This window comes from Bradyrhizobium sp. PSBB068, from assembly GCA_016839165.1.
Taxonomy (GTDB): Bacteria; Pseudomonadota; Alphaproteobacteria; order Rhizobiales; family Xanthobacteraceae; genus Bradyrhizobium.
Genome location: CP069300.1, coordinates 4175193 through 4189396, shown reverse-complemented (window position 1 = coordinate 4189396; position 14204 = coordinate 4175193). Strand labels below are relative to the sequence as shown.

General features: G+C 65.6%; 13 protein-coding genes. 8 read left to right on the top strand and 5 right to left on the bottom strand.

Annotation, left to right across the window (positions count from 1 at the left end):
* Positions 1-274 precede the first annotated feature (274 nt).
* Both JQ507_19480 and JQ507_19475 read left to right on the top strand, forming a co-directional pair.
* The gene (locus JQ507_19480; protein QRI67179.1) at positions 275-1069 is read left to right on the top strand and encodes an SDR family oxidoreductase; all 795 of its coding nucleotides are present in this window, start codon (positions 275-277) and stop codon (positions 1067-1069) included.
* Positions 1070-1078: 9 nt separating this feature from the next.
* On the top strand, positions 1079-1375 hold the full coding sequence (locus tag JQ507_19475; GenBank protein QRI67178.1) for a DUF1330 domain-containing protein: 297 nt from the start codon (positions 1079-1081) through the stop codon (positions 1373-1375).
* 4 nt (positions 1376-1379) lie between these two features.
* On the opposite strand, the gene JQ507_19470 is transcribed toward JQ507_19475, so the two are convergent.
* The 3 genes from JQ507_19470 to JQ507_19460 all read right to left on the bottom strand — a co-directional run bounded on the left by JQ507_19470 (position 1380) and on the right by JQ507_19460 (position 4902).
* Positions 1380-2507, bottom strand: a complete 1128-nt coding sequence (locus tag JQ507_19470) for a hypothetical protein (GenBank protein ID QRI67177.1) — start codon at positions 2505-2507, stop codon at positions 1380-1382.
* An 83-nt stretch (positions 2508-2590) separates the two neighbouring features.
* Positions 2591-3670, bottom strand: a complete 1080-nt coding sequence (locus JQ507_19465; protein QRI67176.1) for a phosphotransferase — start codon at positions 3668-3670, stop codon at positions 2591-2593.
* Between the two features lie 218 nt (positions 3671-3888).
* Complete coding sequence (locus tag JQ507_19460) at positions 3889-4902, bottom strand: zinc-binding alcohol dehydrogenase family protein (GenBank protein QRI67175.1); 1014 nt, start codon at positions 4900-4902, stop codon at positions 3889-3891.
* A gap of 118 nt (positions 4903-5020) precedes the next feature.
* On the opposite strand from JQ507_19460, the gene JQ507_19455 reads away from it, so the two are divergent.
* A complete protein-coding gene (locus tag JQ507_19455) occupies positions 5021-5398 on the top strand; it encodes a helix-turn-helix transcriptional regulator (protein QRI67174.1) in 378 nt (125 codons plus the stop codon).
* Between the two features lie 154 nt (positions 5399-5552).
* Here the strand turns inward: JQ507_19455 and JQ507_19450 are convergent, their stop codons facing one another.
* Positions 5553-7151: a porin gene (locus JQ507_19450; protein QRI67173.1), complete on the bottom strand. Its 1599-nt coding sequence runs from the start codon at positions 7149-7151 to the stop codon at positions 5553-5555.
* A 344-nt stretch (positions 7152-7495) separates the two neighbouring features.
* Here JQ507_19450 and JQ507_19445 point away from each other — a divergent pair, with 344 nt between their 5' ends.
* The 5 genes from JQ507_19445 to JQ507_19425 all read left to right on the top strand — a co-directional run bounded on the left by JQ507_19445 (position 7496) and on the right by JQ507_19425 (position 13638).
* On the top strand, positions 7496-8854 hold the full coding sequence (locus tag JQ507_19445) for a DegQ family serine endoprotease (GenBank protein QRI67172.1): 1359 nt from the start codon (positions 7496-7498) through the stop codon (positions 8852-8854).
* 10 nt (positions 8855-8864) lie between these two features.
* A complete protein-coding gene (locus JQ507_19440) occupies positions 8865-10199 on the top strand; it encodes a replication-associated recombination protein A (protein QRI67171.1) in 1335 nt (444 codons plus the stop codon).
* Positions 10200-10620: 421 nt separating this feature from the next.
* Positions 10621-11886: an RluA family pseudouridine synthase gene (locus tag JQ507_19435; GenBank protein ID QRI67170.1), complete on the top strand. Its 1266-nt coding sequence runs from the start codon at positions 10621-10623 to the stop codon at positions 11884-11886.
* A gap of 120 nt (positions 11887-12006) precedes the next feature.
* Positions 12007-13221: an amidohydrolase family protein gene (locus tag JQ507_19430; GenBank protein ID QRI67169.1), complete on the top strand. Its 1215-nt coding sequence runs from the start codon at positions 12007-12009 to the stop codon at positions 13219-13221.
* Between the two features lie 90 nt (positions 13222-13311).
* The gene (locus tag JQ507_19425) at positions 13312-13638 is read left to right on the top strand and encodes a hypothetical protein (GenBank protein ID QRI67168.1); all 327 of its coding nucleotides are present in this window, start codon (positions 13312-13314) and stop codon (positions 13636-13638) included.
* Between the two features lie 12 nt (positions 13639-13650).
* Here JQ507_19425 and JQ507_19420 read toward each other — a convergent pair whose 3' ends face one another.
* Complete coding sequence (locus JQ507_19420) at positions 13651-14109, bottom strand: GNAT family N-acetyltransferase (protein ID QRI67167.1); 459 nt, start codon at positions 14107-14109, stop codon at positions 13651-13653.
* Between the last annotated feature and the right edge of the window lie 95 nt (positions 14110-14204).

Genomic DNA, 14204 nt, shown 5'->3' with positions numbered 1-14204 from the left:
GCGTTCAGCGCGCACGCGATGTTTCATGTGAAGATTGGATGAAGGCCGCAGTGACGATGCATCAACCAACATTGCGCGCGGCGATTTGACTCGCGGCGAAACTGCGCACCGTGCCTCGCGCGTCATCCGCACGACATGGTTGTCATCGGCATCGGGCGGTGCTGAGATGCCGGTCCGCACGGCCGCGAACTTTTGCATGCGGCTGCCCAAACCCTGGTTGCATCCGCGTACCCGCATTGAGATATGTCAGGTACGACTGACAGGAGACCTCCCAATGAAAATCGACCTTTCCGGAAAGACTGCGCTGGTGACCGGCTCGACCGCGGGCATCGGCAACGCCATCGCCAAGGGGCTGGCCGCGACCGGCGCCGAGGTCGTGGTCAACGGCCGCGGTCAGGCCAAGGTCGATGCAGCGATTGCTGCGATCGCCAAGGCGGTGCCGGGCGCCAAGGTGCGCGGCATCGCCGCCGACGTCTCGACCGCGGCCGGCTGCAAGGCGCTGCTCGCGGCGCTGCCGGACGTCGACATCCTCGTCAACAATGCCGGCATCTTCGAGCCGAAGGGCTTCTTCGACATTCCCGATGAGGATTGGAGCCGCTTCTTCGAGGTCAATGTGATGTCGGGCGTGCGGCTGTCGCGCGGCTACATGCAGGGCATGCTGAAGCGCAACTGGGGCCGCATCGTCTTCATCTCCTCGGAATCCGGCCTCAACATCCCGACCGAGATGATCCATTACGGCACCACCAAGACCGCGCAGCTTGCGATCGCGCGGGGGCTCGCCGAGCTCACCAAGGGCACCGCAGTGACCGTCAACTCCGTGCTGCCGGGACCGACCATGTCCGAGGGCGTCGAGACCTTCGTCAAGGATCTCGCCAAGCAGAACGGCCAGTCGGTCGAGGAGGCGGCCTCCAATTTCGTCAAGCAGCACCGGCCGACCTCGCTGCTGCAGCGCTTTGCCAGCACCGAGGAGATCGCCAATCTCGTGGTCTATGTCTGCTCGAAGCAGGCCTCCGCCACCAACGGCGCCGCGCTGCGCGCCGAGGGTGGTATCGTCCAAACGATCGCGTGAGGCGCGGCCATGTCAGCCTACGTGATCTCCGAGGTCGACGTGAAGGATGCGGCAGGCTTCGAGGCCTATCGTACCTTGGCCGCCAGGACCATCGCGCTATATGGCGGACGTTATCTCGTGCGTGGCGGTGCGGCCGATGTGGCTGAAGGGGGGCCGTCGCCGAAGACCATCATCGTCGTCGAGTTCCCCTCGATGGCGCGGCTGCGCGAATGGTACGCGTCGCCGGAATATGCCGAGGCGCTCAAGCATCGGCGGACCGCGCTGGACCGCCGGCTGATCTTCGTCGAGGGCGTGCCGCCAGTCTAACGGGCTATCCCTTGGCGCCGTCGAGAAACTCGCTGAACCCTGCCGGGCGGTAGGGGCCGAAGCATATCTGCTCCAGCACGCCGATCCCTGTCCGGTCGCCCTGACGGGCGCGCACCACCTGTTGCACGTGCACGTTCTCCCGCGCCAGCGGGTCGAGCGTCGCGGGATCGAACGATTCGCCGCCGATTTCGAGCTCGCCCTTCCACATGCCCTGGCCCCATTGCGGATGGCCGTAGCCGAGGCCCTTCATCTGGAATTTCAGGATCGGGTCGAGCGCGATGGTCGTGGTATGGCCGTCGATGTCGACGAGGTCGATTTCGGCCGACTGCGCCAGCCGGGTGTTCGGCACATATTTGACGCGGTGCCGGGCAGTCGCCATGCGGCGGTCGAGGCCATCGACGACGCCGGGGATCTCGGCCTCGCTGCGGTAGAGCGGCGCGGTGATGCCCTCGCGGACCAGCGCCTCGCCTTGAGTGCCGTCGAAGAAGATCGCGTGCGAGATGTGGTCGTCCCAGACCAGCGGTGCCCACAGGAAGAACACGCTCGGCAGCGGCATCGGCGCGCCGCCGACGTCGCGCTCGCCGACATTGCGCACGCCCCAGGAGCGATCCTTGGTGCCGTAGCAGGTGCGATCGTCGACCTTGATCTCTCCATCGGGGTGACGCACCACGCCGTGCCAGCGGCCGAACTGGTCGAACCGGGTCGAGTCCATCGCGCGGCGGTCGCCCGACCACAGCGTCTGCCGCGCTTCCTGGATCGCGGCCGTGCGCGCGGAGAAGGTCAGGTCACAGGCAAGGCCCGTCGCATTGTCGTCGAGCACGACCCGGGTCCGCAGCATCGGCTCGATCACCTCGAGCCGGAACGGGCCGACCTGCATCTCGGTGCGCTCGAGCGGCGCCCGCCGCGACCCGTAGAAGCAGTGCTGCCGTCCGCCGCGCTCCACCACGCTGAACGCGCAATCGAGGATCCTGCGGTGCGGGTAGATCGCAATCCCGATGCCGAAATAATACGCGCCGTCGGCGGTGTAGCCGTTGAACCAGGTCCGGTCATAGACATTGCGGTCGCTGGTGACGGGAACCGCGATCGGCTCCGGGGTCTGGTGGATCGGGAAGTCGTCAAGCTTGTTGAGCACACGGGCCCCTTTCGATAGTCCTTTGACTTCTTCTTGACGCGTTTTCTTCGCGCGAACCGGTACCCACTTCGCTCGAAAACGCTTCAGTCCTGCCAGTATGCAAAGCTGTCGTGATCCAGGGCTTGCGCGCAGGCGCCGCGGGTCATTTTTAGGAACAGCGCGTCGCCGCGCTCGGAGCGCTGCACGCTGAGCGCGGAGACCACGCCCATCATGATCCCGTGCAGCGTGTAGCGCCGGTAATCCCGCCAGCACTGGTCCCAGCCATAGTCCTGCACGCCGCGGCGGATCAGCTCCGAATGATAGAACCGCACCAGATCGGCTTCATGCAATCGCCGCTCGGACGGCTCGATGCCGGCCGACAGGAAATAGGCGACGTCGACGATGCCTGGCCCCACCGTGAATGTCTGCCAGTCCAGCGTCGCCATCGGTCGGGTATTGCCACGGACGTCAAAGAGGATGTTGTCCAACCTGAAGTCCGCATGCTGCAGGGTTCGCGGCGTCGATTGCTCCGACTGGTAGCGCGGGATCGCGTCCGGAAGCCGGTCGATCAGATCGAGGAACTCCGGCTCGATCACGCCAAGATATCGCTCCTTGTAGTGACCGATAATGCCCGGCAGCACCGCGCGAAGGTCTCTGCGCCGGCTCGCGGCAACCGTGAAGCAATGCGCTGCGGCGAGCGTCGGGTCGTTCCATCGCGGCGCATGCAGTGCGGCGGCCTCACGCATCGCCGTCAGGCAATCCTCGATCGCGCATCCGGCGAGCTGGTCGCCCGGGCGCGCCGGCGCCAGATCTTCCAGGATCAGCGTGAAGTCGTCGGTCGCCGGATCAATCTCGGCGAGAATTGGCCGCGGGGTGTGAATGGCGACGGTCGCCGCCAGCTCGCGATAGAATGCGACCTCGCGGATGTAAAGCGTGTGCGCGGAACCGGAGCGGCGGCTGTCGGGATCTGCCGCCGGAAATTTTCCGACGACGCTCGCGGGTGCGTTCGGCTCATTGCCGGCATAGGTCAGGTGAAATCGATAGCTGTCGCCGACGAGGCCGTTGCCGACCGGCTTGCATGCGAGATCGATGACCCTGGCCTGGTCGATCAAGCCGGCTCCGCGCAGCGCCTGCGTCATCCACTCCGGATCGATCCGCGACGGATCGGCCGTGAGCAAACTCATCGGCGTCCTCCCATCCCCTTGTATCCTCTTGGGGCGTCACCACCGTTCCGGCCGCGTCTTGCGCGGCCGGATTGAGGACGGGGTGATCGTTACGCAAATCATACAGGCGATCGTGGCTTTGGCAAAAGCCACGCGCCGGCCAGTGGGGATAACGCGAGGTGCGCAGGGCGGGTAGGGTCGGTTACACTGATGCCGACCCACCGTACGAACGGGAGGGCCTACCAGCCTTCCAGCACGATCTTGCCGCGTGATTTGCCGCTTTCGAGCAGCGCGTGGGCGCGCTTGAGATTCGCTGCGTTGATGGTGCCGAAAGTCTGGTCGAGCGTGGTGCGCAGCACGCCCTTGTCGATCAAATCTGCGACGTCGTTGAGCAGATGATGCTGCGCGATCATGTCAGGCGTCTGGAACGACGAGCGCGTGAACATCGATTCCCAGTGCACCGACACCGCCTTGCCCTTGAAGGCGGCAACGTTGAACTCGGCGGGATCGTCGATCAGGCCGAACTTGCCCTGAGGCGCGATGAAGTCGGCGATCGACTTGTAGTGCTGGTCGGTGAAGGTGAGGCTCGCGACAAGGCCGACCGGCGGCAGCTTCAATTTCTCGATCTGCTCCTTCATCGGCTGCGAGTGGTCGATCACCGCATGGGCGCCGAGATCGAGGCACCACTTCTGCGACTCCGGCCGGGTCGCGGTCGCAACCACGGTCAGGCCCGTGAGCCGGCGCGCCAACTGGATCAGGATCGAGCCGACGCCGCCGGCACCACCGGTGATCAGGAGCGTGCGCGGATCGAGGCTCTTGCCCGGCACCGCGCCGAGCCGGTCGAACAGCAGCTCCCATGCGGTAATCGAGGTCAGGGGCAGGGCGGCGGCCTGCGCGAAAGACAGCGACGCCGGCTTGTTGCCGACGATGCGTTCGTCGACCAGATGGAATTCCGAGTTGGTGCCCTGGCGCAGGATCGAGCCCGCGTAGAACACCTCGTCGCCGGGCTTGAACAGCGACACGTCGGGCCCGACGGCCTCGACCACGCCGGCCGCATCGAAGCCGAGGATCTTGGTGCCGCCATCGGTCGGCGCCGCGCGCTTGCGCACCTTGTAGTCGACGGGGTTGGCCGAGATGGCCTTCACCGCGACGCGGATGTCGCGTCCTTTCGGCTCAGGCTTGGCGATCTCGAAATCGACGAGCGAATCCGCCGCCTCGATCGGCAGCGACTTTTGGTATCCGACGGCCTTCATGCCTGGTCTCCGTGGTGGGCGATTGCCTGCCATCTTACCTGTCGCGCTGGCGTCCTTTTGGCAAGTACTGTAAAAACAGGGAACTAGTCCCTGTTTGTATACTATTGGGAAATTACCGATGAAACGGAAGAATTTTGCCCGCCGGCCGGGCTGCGCGGTCGAGGCCGCGCTCGATCTGATAGACGGCAAATGGAAGGGCGTGATCCTGTATCATTTGCAGGCCGGCACCCAGCGCTTCGGCGAGCTGCGGCGGCGGATGCCCGGCATCACCCAGCGCATGCTGACCAAGCAGCTGCGCGCGCTCGAGGACGACGGCCTCGTGATCCGCAAGGTCTATGCCGAGGTGCCGCCGCGGGTCGAATACACGCTGTCCGAACTCGGCGAGAGCCTGCGTCCGGTGATCGATATTCTGAAAGCCTGGGGCGAGGGCCATCAGGAGCGGCTGTCCTGCGCACCGGCGCCGGAGGTCGTCGTGAAGAAGAAGCGCGCGGCCTGATGGGTGTTCGCGCTTCACCTCTCCCGGAGGGAGAGGTCGGATCGCATCGCATGATGCGATCCGGGTGAGGGATCACGCTGCACCGAAGAAGCGGCACCCCTCACCCGAATTGCTTCGCAATTCGACCTCTCCCCATAGGGAGAGGTAAGTTACGTCAGAACGCCACCTGCGTGCGCAGCGCGACCGCGTCGAACTTCGAGCCGGTATCCGCGGCGGAGGTCGCCGAGGCCTGCTTGGCGACGTCGCCGTGCAGATAGTTCAGCATGAAGCGGACGTTGTTGTTGACGTACCAGTTCAGCGCGGCGGTGTAGACGGTCTGCCGCCCACCGGCGATGCCGACCGCCTGGCCGACCTGGTCGTTGAGGTTCATCGTGCTGACGCGGCCGGCGATTTCCCAGGCGCCGATGCCGCCGCCGGCGAGCGAGAACGGATCGTGAGGCTTGATACCGCCATAGGAGGCGGTTGAAGTGTTGTAGGCGTGGTTCTCGCCGGTCAGCACGTAGCCGACCTGCGCGTAGCCGCCATCGAATTTCAGGCTCGGCGCGCCGAACGGCGGCAGCCCGGTATTCGCGGAGCGGTCGACATTGAACCAGTAATACTCGCCCTGTGCGATGAACGGACCATAGGTCGCCGCCGCCTCGACGCCGTAGACCTGCGCGCCCGAGACGTTGGCGATCGCACCGGTTGAGATCAGCGTCGTCGGATCGATGCGCAGCTCAGGCCGGTCGCTCAGCGTCAGCGTCTGCGCCTGCGTCAGCTGGTTGCGCGGCGGCTGCACCAGCCATTCCGCATCGGCGCCGATATGCACCGAGTAGTCCTTGCCGCTGATCGGATTGCCGGCGACGCGAACAACGCCGCCATACTGCTCGGACGTTCCGGCCGGCGCGGCTGATGACGCGGAGTGGATCGCGCCCGTGGTCGGTCCGGTGACGTAGCCGCCGATCCAGAGCTGGTCGTTCCACCAGCGGGTGCCGGCGGCCGAACGGAAGTCTCCGGCCGCGACGTTCTGGGCGATGATGCCGGCCGAGGCGCGCTCCATGAACAGGATATCATTGGAGCTCGTGGACTCATCCATCGTCCACAGCAGGTCCATGATGCCGCCTTCGATCGCCATCTTGCCGCCGAACGGCCTGAAGCCGGTGTAGCTCAGATAGGCATTCTCGACGCCGGAGGTGCCGCCGCCGGGCAGCGATCCCGGTGCCGCGCCACCGAAGCCGTCGGACGAGCCGCCGAAGTCGTAGATCAGCGCGTAATTCCAGTCGCCGAAGAACTTGCCGACGATGCCGATGCGGGCGCGGCGCAGGTTCTCGCCGCTGTCGAGCTTCTGCGGCGAGGTGGCTGCGGTGTTCGGACGATAGTCGTAGCCGCCGACGTCCCAGTGCACGCGGCTCGTGATCGCGACGCAATTCTGTTCGTCGGCGGTACAGATCGTCGGCCGGTTGTTCGGCATCGTCACCACGACGCCGGACGGTGCGACCGGGCCCTTCACCGGGATCGCGGCATTGGCGCTTGCGACGCGCGCGGCCTTGGCATCCGCCGCCTTGGCGTTGGCATTTGCGCTGGCCGCGGTCGCCGTATTGGCGTTGGTCTGCTTCTGCAGCTTGTCGAGCTTCTGCTCCAGCATCTTCAGCTGCTGCTTGAGCAGCGCGATCTCGGCATCACCGCCGCCGCCTGCCGATTGCGAATAGGCCGGCGAGGCGGCGAGCGCCCCCGCAAGCCCGATGGCGATTGCACCAACTTTTGTCGCACCCATTGTGTACCCCTGTTGTGTTTGACTTCCCCACTCACTCACTGAAACGTCCTAGGAGTTGATCGTGACCGACGCACGACAGCGCTTCCAGGCTTCGCAGTTCCGCTTGTTGTCCGCAGGCAACAAGCGGAGCGGCGCAGTGAGATGACAGCCATCATAGAAGCTTGGCGGGGCGCTTCAACTTGGCTGCCGCCGGTTTTGCACCGGTCGGCAGGGGGGCAGTTATCCGGCGCCGCGCCCTTCAATTGCCCGGCGAACACGCCTATATTCCGGCGTTTCCACGAGAGGTGAGAATGCTCCGACCTGTCCGCTTGGCTGCCCTATCCGCTCTGTGCACGTTGGTTTTCATGGGGAATCTCTCCCCGCTGGCGGCCCAGGACCGTCGCGTGCCGTCCTCCCAGGCCGAGCTCCAGCTGTCCTATGCGCCGATCGTGCAGCGGGTGCAGCCGGCGGTGGTCAATGTCTACGCCGCCAAAACCGTGCAGAACCGCAATCCGTTCCTGGACGACCCGATCTTCCGCCGCTTCTTCGGCGTGCCGGGGCAGCAGCCGGAGCAGATGCAGCGCTCGCTCGGCTCCGGCGTGATGGTCGACGGCTCCGGCCTCGTGGTGACAAACAATCACGTGATCGAGGGCGCCGACCAGGTGAAGGTCTCGCTCTCCGACAAGCGTGAGTTCGAGGCCGAGATCGTGCTGAAGGACAGCCGCACCGACCTCGCGGTGCTGCGCCTGAAGGGCACCAACAAGGAAAAATTCACGACGCTCGACTTCGCGAATTCCGATCAGCTGCAGGTCGGCGACGTGGTGCTCGCGATCGGCAACCCGTTCGGCGTCGGCCAAACCGTGACGCACGGCATCATCTCGGCCTTGGCGCGTACTCAAGTCGGGATCACGGATTATCAATTCTTCATTCAGACCGACGCTGCGATCAATCCCGGCAATTCGGGCGGCGCGCTGGTCGACATGACCGGACGGCTCGCCGGCATCAACACCGCGATCTTCTCGCGCTCCGGCGGTTCGCAAGGCATCGGCTTTGCGATCCCGGCCAACATGGTGCGCGTCGTGGTGGCTTCCGCGAAGAGCGGCGGCAAGGCGGTGAAGCGGCCATGGCTCGGCGCGCGGCTGCAGGCGGTCACGCCCGAGATCGCCGAGACGCTGGGACTGAAGCTACCGACCGGCGCGCTGGTCGCCAATGTCGCGCCGAACAGCCCCGCGGCGAAGGCCGGGCTCAAACTGTCCGACCTGATCGTCGGGATCGACGGGCAGTCCATCGACGACCCCAACGCGTTCGACTATCGCTTCGCGACCCGTCCGCTCGGCGGCAACGCCGAGATCGAGGTGCAGCGCGCCGGCAAGCCGGTGAAGCTGACCGTGCCGCTGGAGACCGCGCCCGACACCAACCGTGACGAGATCGTGCTGACCGCGCGCTCGCCGTTCCAGGGCGCGCGGGTCGCCAACATCTCGCCGGCGCTGGCCGACGAGCTGCATCTCGATGCCGGCGCCGAGGGCGTGGTGGTGACCGAGCTCGCCGATGACGGCACCGCCGCCAATGTCGGCTTCCAGAAGGGCGACATCATCCTCGCGGTCAACAACGAGAAGATCGTCCGGACCAGCGACCTCGACAAGGCATCCAAGGCGGGCTCGCGGATCTGGCGCATCACGCTGGTGCGCGGCGGCCAGCAGATCAACGTGACGCTCGGCGGATGAGCCCCAAGGAATGAGCGCAAAGCAACCGCGCGAGGCTGGCAACCTGTTCGCCGCGGCGGGGATGGAGCAGGACGCGCCACACCCGCTGCCGGACCGGTTGCGGCCGCGCACGCTGGCCGACGTCGTCGGCCAGGATCACATCCTCGGCCCCGACGGCGCGCTGACCCGCATGCTGGAGACGCGCACCTTGGGCTCGCTGGTGTTCTGGGGCCCGCCCGGCACCGGCAAGACCACCGTGGCGCGGCTTTTGGCCGACGCAACCGAGCTGCATTTCGAGCAGATCTCCGCGGTGTTCTCCGGTGTCGCCGATCTCAAGAAGGCGTTCGATGCCGCCCGTGCCCGCCGCGAGATGGGCAAGGGCACGCTGCTGTTCGTCGACGAGGTGCACAGGTTCAACCGCGCGCAGCAGGATTCCTTCCTGCCCGTGATGGAGGACGGCACGGTGGTGCTGGTCGGCGCCACCACGGAAAACCCGTCCTTCGAGCTCAATGCGGCGTTGCTGTCGCGCGCCCGCGTGCTGGTGTTTCACTCGCTCGATACCGCTGCGATCGAACGGCTGTTTGCCAATGCCGAGAAGATCGAAGGCAAGAGCCTGCCGCTCGATGCCGAGGCGCGCGCCGTGCTGGTGCGGATGGCCGACGGCGACGGCCGCGCCTCGCTGACATTGGCCGAAGAGGTCTGGCGCGCCGCGCGCAAGGGCGAGGTGTTCAATGCCGAGCAGTTGCAGGCCATCCTGCAGCGCCGCGCGCCGATCTACGACAAGTCGGCCGACGGCCATTACAATTTGATCTCGGCGCTGCACAAGTCGGTGCGCGGTTCCGATCCGGATGCGGCGCTGTACTATCTGGCGCGGATGTTCGATGCCGGCGAGGATCCGCTGTTCCTGGCGCGGCGTGTGGTGCGGATGGCGGTCGAGGACATCGGGCTGGCCGATCCGCAGGCGCTGGCGGTCTGCAACGCCGCCAAGGATGCCTATGATTTCCTGGGCTCGCCGGAGGGTGAGCTCGCGATCGCGCAGGCCGTGGTCTATCTCGCCACCGCGCCGAAATCGAACGCGGTGTACACTGCGTTCGGCGCTGCGATGCAGACCGCCAAGCAGGGCGGCTCGCTGCTGCCGCCGAAGCACATTTTGAATTCGCCGACCAAGCTGATGAAGTCGGAAGGCTACGGCACCGGTTATCAGTATGACCACGATCAGCCCGACGCGTTCTCCGGCCAGGACTATTTCCCGGAAGCGCTGGGCCGCCAGACTTTCTACGATCCGCCCGACCGCGGCTTCGAGCGCGAGATCCGCAAGCGGCTCGACTATTGGGCGCGGCTACGCAAGGAGCGGGGCGGGCCGTAGCGCTCGTCATTGCGAGCGAAGCGAAGCAATCCATCTAGCCGAATATGCGGAGCTATGGATTGCTTCGTCGCTATCGCTCCTCGCAATGACGGCGGTACTTTCGCGATTTCGGAATAATAGAAGAATATCCCTGAGTTGCCCGACGTGTCAAGTTGTTTGGTCGAACGCCCGCCGCTGGCTGCTTTGCATGGGGTTGTTTTCGATATTTTTCCAACGCCCGCTGCGACGGACCCGTGAGCATCAGGGGCCGCCGCCAAAGCCGATGTCGTCCGTCGCATTCCAGGGCTCCTTCCGAGGCTCTGCCCGATGGCCGGAAGCGGCCGAACATGGCCGATGCGGCAGCGGATTTACACCGATTTCGCCGTGACGATTCGCGGCATTTGCGCTAGGCACAATGCAGGTCTGGAGCCGAAAAACCACCATGAGCCGCCGTATCAAGAGAACCATATCGCCGCGCGACCGTACCAAAGCGGGTGCGAAGGGGTCCGCGAAGGGGCGTGACAGGGATCGCGATCAGGATCGTGGTAAGGCCGCGGCCGGGCCTCGCGGCCGCAAGCCCGACGAGCGCAAGTCCGGTGATCGCCCGTTCTCGCAGCGTACCGCCGCCAAGCCGCCGCGCTTTGCCGAGCCACGCCGCGACCGCGAGGAGCGGGTCGAGCCTCGCGCCGAGAAGCAGGCGGCCGAGCAGCCATTGCCGACCAAGGTGCAGACCGTCGTCGTCACGGCAGACGAGAACGGTATGCGGGTCGACCGCTTCCTCGAGGCGCGGTTTCCCGGCCTGTCGTTCTCCCATATCCAGCGCATCGTCCGGAAGGGCGAGCTTCGGGTCAACGGCAAGCGCGCCGATTCCAAGGACCGGCTGGAGGAGGGCCAGAGCGTGCGGATTCCGCCGCTGCGGCTCGACACGCCGAAGACGTCAGGCGCGCTCTCGGAGGCCGAGGCGAAGACGCTGCAGGCGCTGAAGGACATGACGCTGTACGAGGACGACGACGTGCTGGTGCTGAACAAGCCGGCCGGCCTCGCCGTGCAGGGCGGCTCCGGTATGACGCGCCATGTCGACCAGATGCTGGAGGTGATGCGCGACCCCAAGGGGCAGAAGCCGCGCCTCGTGCATCGTATCGACCGCGAGACCTCCGGCTGCCTGCTGATCGCCAAGACGCGTTTCGCTGCATCGTTCCTCACCGGCGCGTTCCGCCATCGCTCCGCGCGCAAGATCTACTGGGCGCTGGTCGCCGGCGTGCCGAAGCCGAAGCAGGGCCGGATCTCGACCTACCTCGCCAAGGAGGAGAGCGAGGAGGACAGCATCATGCGGATCGCCGAGCATGGCGACGAGGGCGCCAGCCACGCGGTGACCTATTACGCCGTGGTCGAGGCCTCCGCGACCAAGCTCGCCTGGGTCTCGCTCAAGCCGGTCACCGGCCGTACCCATCAATTGCGCGCCCACATGGCGCATATCGATCACGCGATCGTGGGTGACCCGAAATACTTCAACAAGGAGAACTGGCAGCTGCCGGGCGGCCTGCAGAACCGGCTGCATCTGCTGGCCCGCCGCATCGTGATTCCGCATCCGCGCGGCGGCGTGATCGATGTCAGCGCGCCGCTGCCGCCGCACATGCTGCAATCCTGGAATCTGCTCGGGCTCGAGGCCGACCGGTTCGACCCGATCGAGAACGCGCCCGAGGAGTGACGGGCCGGCCGCCCTGCAATATCCGTCGCGACAGCAAGAACGATCAAACCGTGCCGCGCACGGCCTCTATGTTGCCGCGCGCCGGTCGTTGCCGGTATGCAATCATCAGAGAGGCTGACCATGACCCGGACCTGGCTACGCGTCGCGCTCTTCCTCATCGGCTCGGCTGTCGCCGCTGGAGCGGCGCAAGCCGAGACCGTGGTGCTCCGCGGCGGTACGCTCTACGCATCCGCCGATGCGGCGGCGCTGCCCGATGCGGTGATCGTGATCTCGGACGGCGTCATCAGCGCGGTCGGCAAGTCCGGCGAGGTCAAGGTGCCGTCGGATGCGCGGGTCATCGATTGCAGCGGCAAGACCGTGGTTGCCGGGTTCTGGAACAGCCATGTGCATTTCACCGAGCACGTCTGGCACCTCGCCGGCGAAGCGCCGGCCGCGCCGCTGACGCAGCACATGCAGGAGATGCTGACGCGCTGGGGATTTACCACCGTCTGGGACCTCGGCTCCGATCCGCGAAACATCCTCCCATTGCGCAAGCGCATCGCCGCCGGAGAGGTCGCCGGTCCGAACATCTTCCTCGCCGGCAGCATCTTTCCGAAGGACGGCCATCCGGCCTATCTGCCCGCCGATATGCAGCTGCCCGAGGCATCGACCCCTGACGAGGCCACGCAACTGGCGCGCAGCTACATGGACCTCAATCTGGATGGCGTGAAACTGTTCACCGGTGTCTTCAAGGGCAACAAGCCGGTCGTGAACATGGACCCGGCGATCGCCAAGGCTGCGGTCGACGTGGCGCATGCACAAGGCAAACCGGCGTTTGCCCATCCGCAGAACAAGACCGGTGTCGAGACGGTGATCGCGGCCGGCGTCGATATCATGGCGCACACCGACCCGAGCGAAGGCGGCTATACGCCGGAGCAGCTGGCGCGGTTCAAGGCACAGAACACCGCGCTGATCCCGACGCTGTCGCTGTTCACCACGGTCGTGCTCGATCCCAACGTCACCAAACAGCTGGTCGCGGCGACCGTCAACCAGCTCAAGCAGTTCTCGGAGAACGGCGGTCCCGTGCTGTTCGGCACCGATGTCGGGTTCACGAAGTTGTACGACACCACGCAGGAATTTCAGCTGATGCATCGCGCGCTGTCGGAACGCCAGGTGCTGGCCTCGCTGACCACCAACCCGGCGCGGTTCTTCAAGGCCGCGAGGAAAGGCAAGGTCGAGCAGGGTTTCGACGCCGATCTCGTGGTGCTCGACGGCGATCCGCTCAGCGACGTCGCCAATCTCGCGAAAGTGAGCACCACCATCCGCGCCGGTCACGTGATCTATCAGAAGCCGTGAAGGCCGGCCGGGGAACTCGCTTATCAAGGGCGGCGTTGATGCAGCTGGCAATCACTTGAACCAGCGCCGCGCCGTCACGAGATATAGGCCATGAAGCGATCCTTGATTATTGCCTGCACCTTGCTCTGGGTCATCGGCGCGCCGAGCGCCTTTGCACAAAAGCAAATAATCCTCGGGCCCGGTGGCTCGATCTACAATCCGACCCTGCCGCCGCCGCCACCGCCACCTCCGCCGCCCAAGATCGAGGTGCCGCCGATCCCCAAGATGGACGCGGTCACGCAGCCGAACCTGCGTGCTCCCGCGCGCAGCTCGTTCGGCGACCGTGTCAGCCGCTGCCTCGACGAGGCCGCAGCCTCAGGCTTGAACCAGAGCGACCGCGCTGCCTATTCGCGATCCTGCGCCAATACGCGTGACTGACGCCGGCAGGTGTCAGAGCTTCAGCTTGTAGCCGATGTGGCTGGCGACGAAGCCCAGCCGTTCATAGAAGCGGTGCGCGTCGGGGCGCGCCTTGTCGGTGGTCAGCTGCACGAGGTCGCAGCCTCTCGTCCGGCACTGCCCGATCGTCCATTCGAACATCTGCTGTCCGACGCCTGAACTCCGGTGCATCTCGGCAATTCGGACCGCTTCGATCTGTCCGCGCCAGGCGCCCATGCGTGCCAGTCCGGGGATGAAGCTGAGCTGCAAGCAGCCGATCACCTCGCCGTGCAGGATCGCAACCACCTGCAACTGGTTGGGATCGGCGAGGATGGCTTGGAGCGCATCGACATATCGCGGGTTCGGTGGCGAGCTCGAATCCTCCCGCTGCTGCCCCAGCGTGTCGTTGGCGAGGAGCGCGATGATCGCCGGAAGGTCGGCGGGCTGAGCCTCGCGGAATGCGATTGACGTCATTGAACGGGGTGTCCATTGCAAACGTGGTCGGTGTCGCCGGACACGTTACAGGCTCCGGCGGGAGATGGACATCCGGCCTGACGCAAACGAAATCC